The 17,543-nt window shown below is 40.7% G+C and carries 13 protein-coding genes; 5 read left to right on the top strand and 8 right to left on the bottom strand.

Annotated elements, in window-relative coordinates; all coding sequences use genetic code 11:
* The 3 genes from ACO1PK_RS14495 to rmuC all read right to left on the bottom strand — a co-directional run bounded on the left by ACO1PK_RS14495 (window position 1) and on the right by rmuC (window position 3,401).
* A complete protein-coding gene (locus ACO1PK_RS14495; RefSeq protein ID WP_423186319.1) occupies window positions 1-1,122 on the bottom strand; it encodes an FIST signal transduction protein in 1,122 nt (373 codons plus the stop codon).
* Between the two features lie 248 nt (window positions 1,123-1,370).
* Window positions 1,371-1,721, bottom strand: coding sequence for an Hpt domain-containing protein (locus tag ACO1PK_RS14490; protein WP_423186318.1), 351 nt, complete (start codon window positions 1,719-1,721; stop codon window positions 1,371-1,373).
* A gap of 234 nt (window positions 1,722-1,955) precedes the next feature.
* Window positions 1,956-3,401, bottom strand: coding sequence for a DNA recombination protein RmuC (gene rmuC, locus ACO1PK_RS14485; protein ID WP_423186317.1), 1,446 nt, complete (start codon window positions 3,399-3,401; stop codon window positions 1,956-1,958).
* A 172-nt stretch (window positions 3,402-3,573) separates the two neighbouring features.
* Between rmuC and ACO1PK_RS14480 the strand changes: the two genes are divergently transcribed.
* The gene (locus ACO1PK_RS14480) at window positions 3,574-4,950 is read left to right on the top strand and encodes a M24 family metallopeptidase (RefSeq protein ID WP_423186316.1); all 1,377 of its coding nucleotides are present in this window, start codon (window positions 3,574-3,576) and stop codon (window positions 4,948-4,950) included.
* Between the two features lie 90 nt (window positions 4,951-5,040).
* On the opposite strand, the gene ACO1PK_RS14475 is transcribed toward ACO1PK_RS14480, so the two are convergent.
* The 5 genes from ACO1PK_RS14475 to ACO1PK_RS14455 form a co-directional block, all read right to left on the bottom strand.
* Window positions 5,041-5,970, bottom strand: a complete 930-nt coding sequence (locus ACO1PK_RS14475; protein WP_423186315.1) for a chemotaxis protein CheV — start codon at window positions 5,968-5,970, stop codon at window positions 5,041-5,043.
* 94 nt (window positions 5,971-6,064) lie between these two features.
* A complete protein-coding gene (locus tag ACO1PK_RS14470) occupies window positions 6,065-6,808 on the bottom strand; it encodes a DUF429 domain-containing protein (protein ID WP_423186314.1) in 744 nt (247 codons plus the stop codon).
* Window positions 6,798-7,961, bottom strand: a complete 1,164-nt coding sequence (locus ACO1PK_RS14465; protein WP_423186313.1) for an HDOD domain-containing protein — start codon at window positions 7,959-7,961, stop codon at window positions 6,798-6,800. Before ACO1PK_RS14465 ends, ACO1PK_RS14470 begins: the two co-directional genes overlap by 11 nt.
* Entirely contained in the window at window positions 7,951-9,948 is a 1,998-nt protein-coding gene (locus ACO1PK_RS14460) for an EAL domain-containing protein (RefSeq protein ID WP_423186312.1), read from the bottom strand. Before ACO1PK_RS14460 ends, ACO1PK_RS14465 begins: the two co-directional genes overlap by 11 nt.
* Window positions 9,949-9,960: 12 nt before the next feature.
* The gene (locus ACO1PK_RS14455) at window positions 9,961-10,530 is read right to left on the bottom strand and encodes a response regulator (protein WP_423186311.1); all 570 of its coding nucleotides are present in this window, start codon (window positions 10,528-10,530) and stop codon (window positions 9,961-9,963) included.
* A gap of 99 nt (window positions 10,531-10,629) precedes the next feature.
* Here ACO1PK_RS14455 and ACO1PK_RS14450 point away from each other — a divergent pair, with 99 nt between their 5' ends.
* The 4 genes from ACO1PK_RS14450 to ACO1PK_RS14435 are packed head-to-tail and all read left to right on the top strand — an operon-like array spanning window position 10,630 to window position 17,543.
* Window positions 10,630-11,961: an HD domain-containing phosphohydrolase gene (locus ACO1PK_RS14450; protein ID WP_423186310.1), complete on the top strand. Its 1,332-nt coding sequence runs from the start codon at window positions 10,630-10,632 to the stop codon at window positions 11,959-11,961.
* A gap of 2 nt (window positions 11,962-11,963) precedes the next feature.
* Window positions 11,964-13,154: an FIST signal transduction protein gene (locus ACO1PK_RS14445; protein WP_423186309.1), complete on the top strand. Its 1,191-nt coding sequence runs from the start codon at window positions 11,964-11,966 to the stop codon at window positions 13,152-13,154.
* Window positions 13,141-14,481 carry an ATP-binding protein gene (locus ACO1PK_RS14440; protein ID WP_423186308.1) on the top strand — a complete coding sequence of 447 codons (1,341 nt, stop codon included), beginning with the start codon at window positions 13,141-13,143 and terminating at the stop codon, window positions 14,479-14,481. Before ACO1PK_RS14445 ends, ACO1PK_RS14440 begins: the two co-directional genes overlap by 14 nt.
* Entirely contained in the window at window positions 14,478-17,543 is a 3,066-nt protein-coding gene (locus ACO1PK_RS14435) for an ATP-binding protein (RefSeq protein WP_423186307.1), read from the top strand. Before ACO1PK_RS14440 ends, ACO1PK_RS14435 begins: the two co-directional genes overlap by 4 nt.

Raw genomic sequence — 17,543 nt, 5'->3', positions numbered from 1 at the left:
TTAATGCTCCGAAAATAAGGCCACAACTGCTGTTTTATTGTAAAACTCTAAATAATCTTGGCCATTATTGGCAATTTCTCCTAACGTTAAAGCACCGACCATTGGTACCTGCTCTATGCTGACATTGTTAAGCTCACAATCAAATTGTTGCTCCATAAAAAGCACCCGAGAAATACAGTCTATAAATAACTGCCATTTGATTGGCGCTTTAGCAGGCATACTGGCTAGCGCTCGGTTTTTTGCCTCTGTCGCTGCTGCAGATAAGGACTCAAGATCGCCCGTGAGAATATGCACAAAACTGCCTTGTGGCACATCGCCAACACATACTAGCTGTTTATCTTTGGTGATAATGGGATCTCGAACAACTAACTCTGCATTGACTTTGGTAATACCAAAAGGAAAAGCTTTGGCTATTTCAAAAAAGTTTTCCTCAGTTATTGATAACTTGGCATGTTGCTTAATCACTTCTTGATAAACATCAAAGGCTGGCTGCCAGTTTAAACTAATGATGGTATTACCTGTTGATTCTGTAACACGATATGCTTCCGTTATGGGTTCCCAACCATGCGCAACACCCACTCCAGCCTTTTGTGCTGTCATGCCCAAAATTGCAATGTCTTGCTGTAGACCCGCATTAGTGATCACACAAGGACGTTGTTCCAAGGATAAAGAACCTGCCCCACCTCCAATAAAATTATTATCTAAGCCAAAATGATTAAAGAGTTGTTCAATCAATAGCGCACAGCCTTGCGCTAGCCCGTCAGTAAAAACCAACAAAGTATGCTCAGAATAAACTTCAGGAAAGTTTTGCTCTAAGGTATCAGTAAAATTCGCTTCTTGATTATGACCCAGTGGCAATGTTTGAATTTGTAATGGGATGGTTAGACCGACTAGGATTGCCCCTGTGGTTTGACAGTGTTTTTGGTTGATGATTTGTGGAAAGATCCCGCCAATAATTGGCTTAGTGAACGCGTGTAAAGAATTGTCTATTAGTTGTTTGCTCCAATCATTACCCTCAGGCAAGAAAACCAATACGGCTGTAACAGCAGAATTCAAGTCAAAATCAATCAGTGCCTGACTAAATGCAGAGAAGTCTGGACTATTCAAACAGATAATATGCATTGCAGCTTCCTTCTCGGGTTCACCAATTTGAAGATAGCTTAAATTTTAGACTTTGAGGCTATTAAATTATTTTTTGCATCGAAATAATACTGAGTTTGTGCGCTTGGACTTAACTATTGGATGATGTCTGGCTTAGTTAAATCATCCTTATTGGCAGATATCACTATGCCAGTACAAAATGTATTGTCTGCCTCCTTGGTAATAAGATGAAACCATTTTAGGGAGGGAATCTACAAATGAATTAGCACTTATTGTGTATCCATGGTGGCGAGAAAAGTTTTAATCTTGTTTATGTCGGCATCAGCTTGTATCATCAAAAGCCTAATTGCAGTTTGCATTTCCTCCTTAGCGCCTAATTTTACTGCGTTTTCTAAGGCTAAAGCACATTGAGCCAAGCCAGCGCAACCAACCTGCCCTGCACTGCCTTTAATGCTGTGCGCAAGATTTTGTAATAAAGAGAATTGCTCTAGCAAAGCGCAAGATTGCAGTTGCAACACTTTGTCATCCAGTGAGGTAATAAATAATTTGAGTAACTCAGGTGCAATAGTCACCAGAGGGCCAATTTGCTTTAAAAAAACCTCTGATGACCAGTCTGACATACCACTAACCTTGATGGTTTGTAAAAACGACTACCCGTATTTCATGCTAATAGAAGCTCACTGAAACTACAGTTAGCTGACTTGAAACAAACTAAAATACGCACAAACATTGCTAAAATTCTTTAAGGCATTGATTTAGCTAAAATTAGCCAAGTTATAAATCGTTGCCTCTAAAAAGTGTAGCTAAATTTTGCCATTCTGCCAGTAAGAAAGCCGTGATTAAAACATTGTAATTTAGGCTTTTTGTTCAACAGCGTCTTGTGTAAGTTTTAGATCAACTTCTAGCTCCGCTTTTTCCACAAAATATTCAGGTAGTTCAGCACGGATAGCTGGCGCTAATTGTCTAAAATCAGATACTTGCTTAACCAAATTGCCTTTACCACTAATCAGCTGATTTTCTGCCGCTTGATATGCAGATTGCGCGCTGTCTAAACCTCGTTTGACCTTTTCAAAGCTTGCTAAGAAGGTGTTTAACTTTTTAAAAACACTCTCAGCTTTACTCGCCAAAGCTGCGGTATGCTTGTTTTGATCTTCATAACGCCATAACTGTCTGACAATATTCAAGCTGGTGAGTAAAGTTGTCGGTGTTGCCACTAGGATATTATTTTCTATCGCTTGCATAAACAGGGTTTCATCTGCTTTTAAAGCTTCGACAAAAGCCGATTCGATAGGAATGAACATAAACACCATATCCGGCGAGTTTAACCCAGGTAAATTAAAATAATCTTTTGCTGATAGCTCTTTAATTCGATTAGAAATCGCCTGCACATGTTCCTTCAGGGCCAATAAGCGCTCCGCTTCTTGCTCAGAATTAACATAACGGCTGTAGGCATTCAGCGATACCTTAGCATCAATTACCAGATGTTTATTTTGGGGTAAGTACACAATAGCATCAGGGCGAAATTTTCCTTCATCCGTGGTAAAACTGACTTCCCGATCATAGTCTTTACCTTGCTGCAAACCGGCTCGATCTAACACATTTTCCAGTACAAGCTCTCCCCAGTTACCTTGCAATTTCTTCTGACCGCGTAACGCGGTAGATAACTCATGTGCTTCTTGGGTAATTTGTTGATTAAGCAGCTTAAGTGACGCTAACTCCTTCTTTAACTCGCCTTGCGCAGTGGTTTCTCGATGATGGATATCTTGTACCTCCTTTTTAAAGGCCTCCATCGATTGCTGAAATGGCGCCAGCACCGTATTTAACGTCGACTTGCTGCTCTCTTGTAAGCTCTGTGCTTTTGCCTCAAGAATATCATTAGACAGTGCTTTAAACTGTTCGACCAGTCGTTGTTTTTGTTGCTCAAACTGACTCAGTTCACGCTGATGACTGGCATCGCGTTCGCTTAAAAGGGTTTTTAATGCTGTTTGGTTATTCTGTAGCGTGTTGAATTCAACCTGTAACTGTTTGAGTTCCTGTTTGCTGCTGGCAAGTTCAAGCTGCAATCTTTTGGCATTACTCTCATTAAACTGGTTTTTCTCAACTAATTTACCTTCTTGAATTCGGTACTCGGTGAGCTGCTGTTGCTGTACATTTAACTGTTGTTGTAATGCTAGTAATTCTGTGGTGAGACGCTGTTGCTGAGGTTTCTGCAACAGCCTAAACAAGCCAAAACCCAAGAGAAACCCTAAGAGGCCTATCAATCCATTACCGATCAAAGTGCTTATTGCTAATGTTGCCATAGGTTACCTGTAATAAAATCTATACTTATGCTGCCCAAAGGCTGTTCTATCTTAAGGCAGTTAATAAAAACACCCTGCGCAAGATACTCATACCTTAATGATAAGACTATAAAAAAAAATCACCATACTGTATAAAAGACTATGTCCACTCATCAGGCAATAGGAATAAATAATGAAAAAGTCGGTTTTAGCCACTGTTACCACTCTTGCGCTAGGTATCATCGCAAATAACCCTTTGCTCGCAGTTACACCAAAAGCATTTGAACAAAGCCAAGTCATCACTACCGCGGCAGATTACGCTATTTTAAGTCCACGCGCTCGCATCACACCTGAAAATGAGATGCTCAATGACCGTTTACTTAATTTGTTGCCTGCTCTTATGGCGGAGCAAAATCTTGATATGTGGTTAGTGATTAATCGAGAAAAGGCGGAAGATCCGGTTTATTTTACCTTGGTCCCACAGCCCAGCTTTGCCGCTAGACGCACCACTATGCTGGTGTTTTACCGGCAAGCGGATGGCAGTGTTGAAAAGCTTACCGTGAATCGCTATCCCTTAGGCGCCCCCTATGCTCCGGCTTGGCAAGGTGGCAGCCTCACTGAGCAATGGCAAGCCTTAGGTGAGCTTATTGTCAGCAAAAATCCCAAACGTATCGGCATTAATATGTCGAACGACTGGCCTGTTGCTGATGGCTTAACGGCCTCATTGTATCAACAACTGACGCAAGTTCTCCCAGCAGACTGGCAAAGTAAATTAGTCTCTGCTGAAAATCTCGTGGTTCGTTGGTTAGAGCAACGTACCGAACAAGAACTCGCCGTATATCCACAAGCGGTTGCGCTTGCTCGAGGCGTGATTGCAGAAGGCTTTAGTAATAAAGTGATCACCCCGGGTGTCACCACCACAGACGATGTTGCGTGGTTTTTACGTGAGCGCTTTAGTGAGTTACAGCTACCTGTTTGGTTTATGCCCTATGTCAGCCTGCAACGACCAGGTACTGTGTGCGAAAAAGACACTGCATTTTGCGGAGAGTCAGGAGTCATTCAGCGTGGTGATATTTTGCATACTGACGTTGGGATCTGCTATCTAAAACTTTGTACCGATACCCAAGAAATGGCCTATGTGCTTAAGCCAACTGAACAAGACGCGCCTGCAGGTCTGAAAAAGGCGTTAGCAACGGGCAATCAGTGGCAGGATATCTTAACTGCACAATTTAAAACGGGTTTAACCGGCAATCAAATTCTTAGCGCAACGCAGCAGAAATCACGCGCAGCTGGAATTTTAAGTAGTACCTATACCCATCCTTTGGGTTTCTTTGGGCATGCTCCAGGTCCAACAATCGGCATGTGGGATAATCAGGGCCCTACCCCAGTGCAAGGTGATTGGCCACTTTATGCCAACACGGCCTATGCCATAGAAGGTAATATCAAGTTTGCGTTGCCTGAGTGGCAGCAACAATTAGTGCATATAAAGTTAGAACAAAGCGCATATTTTGACGGGCAAAAAGTGGTTTATTTAGCTGGCCGGCAAACGCAATGGCATTTGATCAAATAGCCTAAAGCATCCGTTATAACGTATGCGGTGAAAGACACCGTTGTTTGTTGAAGCTAGAATAAACAACGGTGTAATATGCTGTAATAATGGCTAAATAGATTGTTCTAACCAGTAGTTAACAGCAGAAAGTAATTCGTCAGGATGAAATTTAGCAATAAATTGATCAGCGCCCACTTTCTTCACCATTGCTTCGTTAAAAACGCCACTTAAAGAAGAGTGTAAAATGATATGTAACCCTCTCAGGGCCGGATCCGCCTTGATCTCCGCAGCCAAGGTGTAACCATCCATTCGTGGCATTTCGATATCCGAAATAAGCAAAGGAACCTGATGTAAAAAATCATCCCCCGCTTCAGCCGCTTTATTTTGTAACCATTGCAAAGCCTCTAATCCATCTTTAGCGAGGGTACTTTGAACATTGATGCTATCTAAAGCACGTTTAACTTGATTTCGAGCAACAACCGAGTCATCAGCAATCAACACGACAATTTTGGTCAAATCCAGTTTATTACTACGTGCTTTTACCGTTTCACTCACTTCCTCTTCGACAGGGATAATTTCAGAGAACACTTTTTCTACGTCAATTATTTGCACTAATTGTTTATCGAGCTCGGTCACCGCCGTCAAATAATGATTGCGACCTGCACCTTGTGGAGGGGGTTTGATTTGTTCCCAATTCATATTAACGATACGATCTACACCAGAGACTAAAAACCCTTGCACATGTCGGTTATATTCCGTAACGATAACAAAGGCTTTTTTAATATCATCGATGGGTCTGCCGGTTGTGGCTTGAGAAAGATCAACGACAATCACTGACTCGCCTCTCAATTGCGCAATGCCTTTTACACAGGCATGTGAGCCAGGCATTTCCGATAACTCTGGAGCCTGAATAACCTCACGTACTTTGAATACATTAATACCAAAAAGTTGCTGGCCATTTAGTCTAAACAACAACAATTCAAACCGATTTTGCCCGGCTAAATTGGTACGCTGATTGACCGTACTTAACAGGTTACTCATTGCCAATACCTCTAAACGAATACAATTACTATTTTTATACTTATGCTTCAATTAACCATAGCATAGTTTAACGTTATTAATTTGATCTTCTTTTTTAATTTTTCAGTCTGGTAGGCTTTGTTATAAAGGCAATTTGTCGTGGATTACCATAACTATCTCTATCTGCTTCTGACGGTAAAAATTGCCACTGTTGTTGCTGTGACGCAGCATACATAAGTACGAAGGCATCAATAATATCATCGGCTTTAGCATGCTTTTTGGGTACTTCACTCAACGCTTGCTCCAAGAGGTCGACATCTTGTGCAGCAAGTTCTTTTAGCAAGGTTAATCGTTCAGAGCGCCCTGCAACTGATGCTTTTGAAAATTGCATGGGTTGGCCAGCAAGACCTGCAAAAATAAGCTCGGGATGCGACTCAATGAAGTGGACTTTATGAGTGGGTAACTTATTTTGTTTAGCTAAAACTTCATCCAACTCTCTAATCTTAGGAAGGATATACCAACTTTGTATAGGGAAACGCTTGCCAGTAACTTGCTGATTAATTTGGCAGGCAGCAGTATAATTAGGGGCGTAAAGTGCCGCTTTACAAGGTACAGGGAAAATACTCGCAGCCCTTCCCGGTAAAAATTGTCGCGCTAGCTTGTCACAAAGGCGATAACCTTCGTTTGCATTTGGAAAACCTATTGGCATATCAATAAAGGCGAGCCCATCTTTGCTAATTAAAGCCTCTATACACGTGAGCCTCTCAAATAAATGATAGGTTAAGGTTGCATTATGCTTAATGAAAGCAAACCAACCATATTTACAGCCATCAATCCCAAGTAAATAATTAGGTTGCACGTACACTACCAATCGGTATTTCAGCAGTTAGCCGTTTCCAGGCAGCTAACAAAACTGGAGATTCAATGATGTCTTGTAGCTGATTGATATCCTCATCCGTTTTAGCTACTAAAAATTGCTTGGTCAAAAACAAGATAAAGGAAAGCTGTTCTACTGAATTGCCCTCAGGTGAAGGGGTATCTTGCCAAAGTAATACTTCACACAGCATTTCGTCATGCCCCCAGAGTGTCAGAATATAGGCACTCATTAAGGTACTGTTTAAAAATCCTGGTTGAATATGAATGTTTGCGTTGTATTCGTGTTCTTCTTGGCAAGCATAAACGCTTTCTATCAAACGCCCAATAGCGCTGAAAATAGCCGCGGAGAACACCATATCCTGCTCAGTGGTTGTTAAACTACTATAAGACGCCAATTTTTTAGCTAAAACCGCATGTTTAAAAGCAAATTCGTTAATTTGAATATGTGCATCGGGTGGCAGTTTTCCTGAAAACTCACGTTCAACACTATGCAAAATGACTATTGCCTCAATAAGCTTACTGCCTAATCGAAGCACAGCTTCCATAATGTTAGTAACGGGTCTGGCAAATCCCATAAATGCAGAGTTTGCCAAAGGCACTAACCTAGCAGACAAGGCTGGCTCGTGTTCGAGCAAGGATGCAACTTCTAACAAGTCTGCTTCAGGATTGTGTAAGATAACTCTAATTTGGTTAACTAAGTCTGGTAGTACTGGCAACCCCTGTAATTTGCCTAATTGTTCACGGCTGCTCTTTACGAAAGGCAAACGCTGTAAACGCTCAAGACAATGAAAAATTTCTTGGATGGCTTGTTCCGAAAAGGGTTTACCAACAATATGATGACTAAACTGTGATGCCCGAGTAACAATTTCCTCTGAGCTATCACCTGTTAAAAGGACTCTTACCGCCGCAGGACAAGCTTGCATTACTTGCCTCAGTACTTGTTCGCCATTTATACTCGGCATTTGATAATCACAAATGACCATATCAAGGCTGGGTAAAGTGCTTCCAACTTTATGCCAGTTTTCAGGCATCTCGCATCCTAAAAAAGTCCAAGTTGGTCTCAATCTTTTTGCCGTTCTAATCAATGCCTTTAGCATAAAAGCATCATCATCAATAAATAAAACATTAAAATTCATCTGTTATCTCCCGGGTTAACGTTTTGGAGTTAGCAGCGAGTAAAGCTAGATAATCTACTTCATCTAACGGTTTACTTAATAAAAAACCTTGAGCTTGATCACAAGCTAGCTTCTCTAGAATCGCTAACTGCTCAGCCGTTTCAACCCCCTCAACAACGACTTTTTGCTCCAAATCATGCGCCATACGGATAATATTTTGTAACATGGTTTGTGTGCTTAAATTACCGTCTAAATCAGTAATGAGTGAACGATCTATCTTTAAGGTATCAACGGGTAAACGGGTCAAATAGGCCAATGAAGAGTAGCCTGTTCCAAAATCATCAATAGCCAAACTAAATCCAGCATTTTTTAACAATGTTAATTTCTTACTATTACTCTCTAAATCATCCATAATAGCGCTTTCAGTGATTTCAAGTTGTAATAACGCTGGCGTGATGTCTTGTCGCTTTAATAGCGCCAAGGTCTCATCAATAAAGTCAAGTTTGCCCAGCTGTAAAACTGACATATTGACAGCCAAAGGTAAGATGTTAAGTCCTTGCTTTTGCCAAAGCGCTAAAAATTGCGCACTGCGCTTTAACACCCAGTTACCTAATTCAATAATTTGTCCATCTTGCTCTGCAATCGGAATAAACACAGCTGGTGAGATCTGTCCAAATTCTTTACTATGCCAACGCATTAATACTTCAGCACCGATAATCTGCTTAGTGGCGATATCCCATTTAGGTTGAAAAACCACAGTAAGTTCTTCCCGTTCAATAGCATGATATAAAGCTTCGCTTAGTTGTAGATGACGTTTGCGATTTGCTGTAAGGCTAGCACTGTAACGCATAAAAAAGTCCACACGGCCTTTGCTGTTTAATCGACTCGTCAGTAACACATTATTGAGAATCGCCTTACCAGATAAACCATCGTCGGGTGCAATGGCATAAGCAACAGTAAAACCTAATTGAATCATCTTCCCTTTAATCAACTGACGACCATCAACCCGTTGCACTAAACGTAAAATTTGTTCATGTAGATCAGGTTCTGATGTAAGGTTGGGGAACACAATAACAAATTGCTCATTAGCCAGATAAGCCAATTTGCCGTAATGCTCAATACCGGTTAACAATGAATCGGCCACATGCTCAAAAAGACCTTCTGCTTCATGAATACCAATAATATCGGCCATGAGATTAAAATCGCGGATCTGTAGTGAAACTACCGCAAAGGTGTCTTCAGCGTAGAGTAAATTGTCAATCTCTTGAATAAGCTGAGTTTGATTGAGCACCGAAGGTAAATTCACCGTACTGGAAACCAGTGGTGGTAACTCGTCAAATAACTGAATTCTAATCAGCTTAAAGTCAACATCATCTTTTTGGATAAAAAACTCATATTCTTGCGTTTTACGACTGGCCACAAGATGCGGTAACTTATGTTTTAGAAAGTCGTCCAAAGTTTGATTGACAAGGTCACTAAACAATTGGGTTAACTGAACGCCATTTAACTCCACTGCGGATAATTGTAATAATTGCTGTGCGGCAAAATTTGAACGAATAACTTCTCCCAGCGTATTTAACTCTAATAACGGCTCAGGGCTAGAAATTAAGAACTGAGTTCTAATCTGATCAGATCGGTTCAAGCGATATTTATTGAATGCATTTTCAACCTCAGTGACAAGTTGCGCGTCGTCCCAAGGTTTTTGCAAGAAGCGAAAAGCGATCCCCCCGTTGAGTAACGCAATAACTGCATTAAAATCTGCGTAGCCACTGAGAATCATACAAACGATATTCGGATAATGCTGGTGGATTTTATTTAAAAGCTCACCCCCATTAGTTTCTGGCATCCGATAATCTGAGATAACAACTTGACATGGTGTTACAGCCAAAAGCTGTAACGCCTGCTCGGCACTGTCTGCGGTTAGAACGTGAAAACCCGCTCGTCTTAACAAGCGCTCTAATGCTTTTAAAATGTATAATTCATCATCAACCAGCAGAATTCTATCCATAATAATGGCCTTTTATTTCGATAGTAAATCGGAAATAATATTGCTAAGTGTAGAGTTTTCAAAAGGTTTCGCTAATACAGCATCAGCACCAAGTGCTTTAGCTTTTTCAAGTTCGCTCTCAGCTAAACCTGAAATAATCACTACTTTCAAATTTATTAACTCTGGGGTTTGCCTAATAAAACTCAACACTTCAAATCCGTTTAAACCCGGCATATCGAGATCCAGAGTGATCAGATCAGGTTTAAGTTGCATTAACTTTACCCCTGCCTGAAAACCATCATCTGCCAAAGTAATATCATAGCCTTTACCATAAAGTGCGCGTTTTATTGCCGCACGAAAAGCCGGTTCATCGTCGATTATTAACAGTTTTGCAACGGTAGCCTGTGTCTCGTTTAGCAAAGCTTTTGGTAACGGCATTTTTTGTTGTTGTAAAAACGCCAAAAAATCGTCAAGTTGTACTCTATAATTGCCTCGCCCAGGCAACTTATGACCTTTTAGTTGGCCATTCGCTATCCAACGACTTACGGTTCTGTGATGTACGTCGCAGTATTCTGCTATCTCACCGGGTTTTAGCGTTTTCATTTAGGTAAATCTCTATGTCGCCATTTGATCTTTTGATTGTTATAGCATATAACTATAGCAAAAGACAAATAAGACAAATGGGAAATTGAGGATTGTTAGATGACAGCCGCTGAAAATAGGCCAACATTGCTTTGCGTAGATGATGAAGTGAGCATTCTCAAATCATTAACTCGGGTTTTTGCTGGGAGTAATGTTCGTCTACTGCAAGCAAATAGTGGTAAAGAGGCGTTAGTTTTTTTACAGCAGCAGCCCGTACATTTAATCATCAGTGATATGCGCATGCCGGAAATGACAGGCGCAGAGCTACTAGCACAAGCCGCTGTATTGCAACCAGATGCTTACCGCATTTTAATGACCGGTTACTCTGATTTAAGCTCGACTATTAGCGCCATCAATATCGGTAAAATTCATCGCTATGTGCAAAAACCTTGGGATAATAATGAGCTCTTAGATATCGTTGGCGAAGGCATTAAGTATTTTCAGCTCATCAGGAATAACAAACTTCTCACCCAGAAGATTGCAAGGCAAAACAAAGATTTACAAAAGCTAAATCACAATTTAGAAGAAGTCGTTCAGCAACGTACTTTACAGTTAAAAAAATTACTGAGGCAATTAAAATCAAATTTAGATACCTTGGATAAAGACCATAAAGCACTACTAGAAGTGCTTTACAATATTATTTCGATTAATCCACAGTTAAGTGGTGAATTTGCGCTTAAGGTTGCAAATACCAGTCGTTCGATAGCTAGGACGTTAGAGCTAAGCGTCAATCTTCAACAACAATGCTATCAAGCAGGATTATTCGCTGAGTTGGGTAAGGTTGGCCTACCCCATAATATTTTAGCCATGCCTTTTCATAAATTAGACAATAATGAACGTAATTTATACCTTTCCCATCCCCAGAATGCTGAGGACATTTTAATCCCCGCAGCCCATCTAGTCCCTGTGGCTGATATTATATCCCAGCAATACGAACGCTTTAATGGTTCAGGTGTACCAGCCCAGAAAATTGGCACGGACATCGTGCTTGGAGCAAGAATTGTCGCTGCGGCTCGAGATTATTGGAGCCATATTTTTCAGCGCTTGCACCCGCAAAAGTATTCGCCAACAGAAGCATTGGAGGCGATTAAGCGGCTAAGAGGCGCATTTTATGATCCACAAGTGGTAGATGCGTTAGCTAAAGTTGTCGCAGGCAGTAATCCAAGTGAGTTAGGCGCCCCCAAAGAATTTATTACTATTGCACAATTACAAGTTGGTATGGTACTAAAACAAAATTTATATAACGCAAAACAGATGCTGTTATTACCTAAGGGGCATGTTTTTAATGTGAGCTCTTTACAAAAACTCGCGCAATATCAGCGTAAACATAACGAGCAACTGCAATTAGTGATTGAGGGGCTATCAAAAGCAGCTCTAGAAGAAGAGGAATAACGATGCATGTTCGGACACTTAGAATAGAGCAACTGGATCAGCAATCTGATCTAAGTCTTGACCAGCATAATAATACAACTGCCAGTTTAGCCATTGCCTTTGGTGATGTCGCGGCAATAACCAGACTGAGCCAGCGCAGCGATCTCAACAAGATTGCGTCACATTGGTTGGCCGGTTCTTCTTGTTTGGGTTTTGCCGATTCGCAGGGTGTTAACATTACGACTTCGCAAAGTGTCACTGTGTTGTTAATTGATGATCCTACTGGCAATTACGGTATTGGCTCAGCGGAGTTTATTGGCGATATTAGACAACAAGCCAGTCAGGCTTTACAACAAGCAATGAACGCTGCCGGAAAAAGCCATGAACTGCCGAAATTAATCTGGACGCTGCAAGCACCTGGTCAGGAAGAGTTAGTACTGCAAGGGATTCAAGATCTGGTTGGTACAGAGGTTCCTATTTTTGGTGGAAGTACCGCTGATAATGATGTAACCGGTACATGGGTTCAATTTGATGGCAAATGCTTAGGTACAAATCGGATGATCTTCGCTGTTTTTTATCCATCCACCCCCTTGAGCAGTTATTTCAGCAGTGGTTATTTTAATACGCCCTATCATGGAACTGTGACGGCTATAGATAATCGTGTTATTCAGAGCATTGATCATCAACCAGCAGCAAAAGTTTATAATGAGTGGCTGCAACACGCCGGCAGTAATGCCTTAGCCTCTGGCAATATTTTGATGGAAAGTACCCTTTACCCGCTTGGCCGAGAAATTAAACGCGAACAGCATTTGCCGTTTTATTTACTTTCTCATCCCGCGAAAATGCACGATGACGGTAGCTTAACACTGTTTTCTGAGATGGCAGTAGGTGAACATATTTGGTTGATGCAAGGTAACAAAGATGATCTTATCGCTCGTGCGGGCGAAGTCGTGAGGACTGCCAAGCAAAGTTTGAATTTCCATTATAACACTGATGTAGCAGGTGCTATTATTGTTTATTGTGCAGGGTGTATGTTAGCGGTAAAGGAGAATTTAGTCGACGTTCACAAAGCAATAAAAGCCGAACTCGGGGATATCCCTTTTGTTGTTACCTTTACGTTTGGCGAACAAGGTTGCTTTATTGATGGTTCAAATCGACATGGTAACTTAATGATTTCAGCAGTACTACTTGGAGCAACTCATGCTTACAAATGAGCAGCTGCATGAAAAACTTTTGCAGCTTAGCTATGAAAAAAAACAACTAGAACGCTTTAAGTATCTAAATGAACTGATCTTAAGCGGTCTAAATGCTATTTTAAGTTCAGATAAGCATGATGAAATTTTTGAAAAACTGTTTGCTGTGATCCATGAAGTTATCCATTGTAAACATATTGTGTTGTTATTAGTCGATGACAGCAGGCAACAACTTGAACTGATTCGTACGACAAACGAACAACTCCCGTGTGAAACTATACCCTTAGCGGCAATTCAAAATCTCACTGAAAATACGCTTAATTTTTTCAATATTCAAAATTTACCTTGGTGGCAAAGCTATTTCTTTGATGCATTCAAATCGATAAACTCATTATTAAGTCATCCTTTTCATACGTCACAATCGCACTATGTTTTATTGTTACTCAGTGATAAAAGAGGTGCTTTTAGCTCCCACATACAAGAGTTACTTAGTTCTTTTACCAGCTTCGTTGCTAATACACTCACCCAAATAGAAACACGTAAACTTATTTCTGAACGAGATCAGTTATTACAACGTCAACGCCGTATTGAACAAAGCTTATTACAACAAGAAAAAATGGCTTCTTTAGGTCAACTTGCTGCAGGTGTAGCGCATGAACTTAATAACCCACTTGGCTTTATCTACAGCAATTTGAATACTTTGAAGGTTTATTTAGCAGACTTAGAACAGGCTTTTACAGCTCAAAAAGCTGCTGTTAAACCCACGCAAGCTATTGATGTTGATTTTTTATTACATGACGGCAAGGATTTAATTGATGAATCTTTAGAAGGTGCAAGAAGAGCCAGAGACATCATTAATAACCTACGTACATACGCCCATCCCGATGACTCATCCACCAGTAAAGTTCCGCTGAACCAACTGTTAGATAGCGCAGTACGAATTGCAAAAACGCAAATCAAACATAACTCCAGAGTAGAACTAAAGTTATGCCCCGAAAATCCATTTATACTGGCAAATGCAAATCAATTAAATCAAGTTATACTAAATTTAATCATTAACGCTAATCAAGCCGTGCCTGAAGGTAAGGGGCTAATCACTATTGCCTCAGGCATTATATCGAATAACTGTTTTTTTGATGTTATTGACAATGGCTGCGGTATTGCAGAAGACGTGCAATCAAAAATTTTTGAGCCCTTTTTTACCACTAAAGATGTTGGCGAAGGAACAGGCTTAGGTCTCTCACTCTCCAAGGCTATTATTGAGCAGCATCGCGGAGAAATTGAGCTACAGCAGTCTAGTTCGGCGGGGAGTACATTTAAGGTAACCCTCCCTAGGGTAACAATGTGACGTTAGATTTACGATTAACTTTGCTGGGTAAAGCCCCCACAGTCAAACGATTAAGATATTTCTTAATCCTCTCAGGTTTTGGATTATTTGCAAACCTGTTAAGCGTTAACTTACCTTTTATTATTCCCTTTTTAATTGGTAACGTTGTTTTTGTTACGTTACAACTGCGTTTTGGTAGTCTTTGGGCTTTATTGGGCTTAGTTGTGGTCATGTTACCTGTTAATGAACCTGTGTTCTGGTTCATTGCGCTAACACAATTCTTACTTGTCGCCGCACTATCATTTAGCAATAAAACAAATGTTTACCGTACTTTGCCGTTTTTTGTGCCCATGGTCGCTTTATTATTGTATTGGTTTGGACCTAGAGCATTGTTAGTCGACTGGCAACATTTTATGCTGGCAACCGCTCTTATTGTGATGTTATTTGCGCTTAATCTTCGAGCATCACAGTTTCTACTTGCCCTTTCCGCCTCGACTAAGTTTCAAAAAAAACAACATTTCCGCCAACAGCTCTCACAACGTATCGCGCTTTATAGCGCTATTCCTGGCTCCCTATTTATTGCGCTGATATTACACGCCGCCATTGTTTTGCACTTGGAATCTCAAGTGGAAGACTATGCAGTAACTCAAATCAAGCGAGATGCAGAACTCACCAGTTTACTTAAAAGTTATCAAAGCGCATTAGCACTTGCTGCAGAAATGCTTAACATAGCTGAGCCAACAGCCGTTTTAACAGAGTTAACAAAACAACGCCCCGAATTTATTTCTGCTTTGATAACCGATAAAAATGGCTTAGTGACCAACTTCTTCAAAGATGGATTGGAAAATGAACAGCTACAAGGCATCAATGTAAGTCATCGCTATTACTTTGCCTATCCTGCCGCAACAGGTAAACCTGTGATCACTGATAGTTTTCAAGGAAGCAAACTAGGAAATGACTACCTATTTGCATTAAGTCATCCCTTATTTAAACAAGATGAATTTGCTGGTGTAATCGAGATATCTGTCGCTTTAGAACGGCTACAACAAGTATTGCAACCCAGTCGCTTACCTTTGGAACAACGAATTTTAATTGATAGTGAAGGCCGAAAACTCTGGGCTGATAAAAATCCCTCAGGCATAGGCAGTATTATCGACGCTGAGCAATTAGTAACTGATTCAGATTACTTTTTGCTGTTAGCATACTTTGTCAACAGTATTCCCACCATGAAGTTCAGCCCATCCTATGATGCTTTAATTGTTGAGCATTACAACGAACTGACGGGGTGGCTGCACCAAGATAAAATCGCTACCACCATGTTTACCATGCGGTACCATGTATTCCTGATACTTGCCATGCTGCTATCCGTATTTATGCTGGAGTTTATCGCTTGGGCATCAGGCCGCTTTGCCCGAAGTTACACACAATCTTTAGAACACATCGCTAACTATGCTGTTAATTGGACGGCTGAAGATACTGCTGCGTTAAAGCCACCTACCTTAATGAGCAGCTCAATCGAATTTGAAACCGTTTTAAACAATCTTTATGAATTAAAACAACGCGTTATTGACTCACATCATCAATTATCAACCCTCTTAGCCTTAAGGACAGAGCTTAACACCGAACTTGAGAATAGAGTCGCTATTCGAACCGAAGAATTAAGAGCAGAACGTGATAAGGCACAACACTTAGCCAACGTCAAAAGTCGCTTTTTAGCCAATATGAGCCATGAAATCCGCACACCTATTACGGTGATTAAAGGGTTTAGTGAGCAACTGTTGCAAAGTCAGGATCTTGACGAGCATTTTAATTTTTCCCAACTTATCTTTAATAATACGCTGCACTTACAGCGCGTTATAGATGATATCTTGGACTCATCTAAAATTGATGAAGGTAAATTAACTTTGGTTAACGAGACCTTCAACTTGAAACAATTTTTAGAGGCGATATGGCAAAGTATCCAACCACTGGCAAGTAATAAAGGTATAAATCTTAACTTACATTATGAACTCTCAGAACAGTTACAGCTAAATGCCGACCCTTTTCGACTCCGCCAAATCCTGCATAATTTACTCTCTAATGCGATTAAATTCACCGCGACTGGCGCAGTCCAGATTTGCGTGACAGAACGTGCTGAGCAGCTCATCTTATCGGTGATCGATCAAGGTATAGGTCTGACTGAAGAGCAAATTAGCCAGTTATTCCAGGCTTTTCAACAAGCAGATAGCAGTACCAGCAGACGTTATGGCGGAACAGGTTTAGGTTTATATATCAGCCGGCATTTAGCCACTCTGATGGAGATGACTTTAGAGGTAAAGAGTTCACCCGGGATCGGCAGTATTTTTTCTATACTCATTCCAAAACAAAAAATCAGTGAGCAAACTACTGCGCCGACGCTGAACGCCGTTATACCTGATGCTAATGCCCAACTTCAAGGCCATATTCTGATTGTTGATGATGTACCGGATATCAGGTTGCTACTGGTTAACATGCTAAAAGATTCAGGGTTGCATTTTAAAACAGCTCAAAATGGACGAGAGGCCCTACAATTAGCCGCCATTGAAAAGTTTGATTTAATTTTAATGGATCAGCAGATGCCAGAAATGGATGGTATTACTGCCACCACAGAACTGCGACACCAAGGTTTCACCAAGCCGATTATTCGCTTAAGTGCTGATGTTTATGATATTCAATACACCCAGCAAGGCGCTGGGCTATTTGATGCCACCTTAGCTAAACCTATAACTAAAAAAGAACTTAGGTATTGTCTACAACAGTATCTGGCAACGGCTCGTGCTGAGCCTTTAAAACAGCCGGCTGCGGATGATGATGATGAAGAATTTGAGCAATTAAAAAACGACTATAAGCTAAGCTTGATTGCCAAAACAGCAGACTTGCAGCTGCTGTATGATAATGGACAATTTGTAGTACTCAGGCAAGAACTACACAAAATAAAAGGAACCAGTGCCTGTTTTGATTTTTACAACATTGCAGAGATGGCGACAACTTGTGAGACAGCACTAAAAAACAATAGCTTAACAAAGGAAATGTTTATTCAATTACTGCAAGTAATAAATGAATAG

Origin of the sequence: Alishewanella sp. d11 (genome assembly GCF_049390205.1) — a bacterium.
Lineage (GTDB): Bacteria > Pseudomonadota > Gammaproteobacteria > Enterobacterales > Alteromonadaceae > Alishewanella.
The sequence above is the reverse complement of the archived record's forward strand: the minus strand, read 5'-3'. Positions and strand labels throughout refer to the sequence as shown.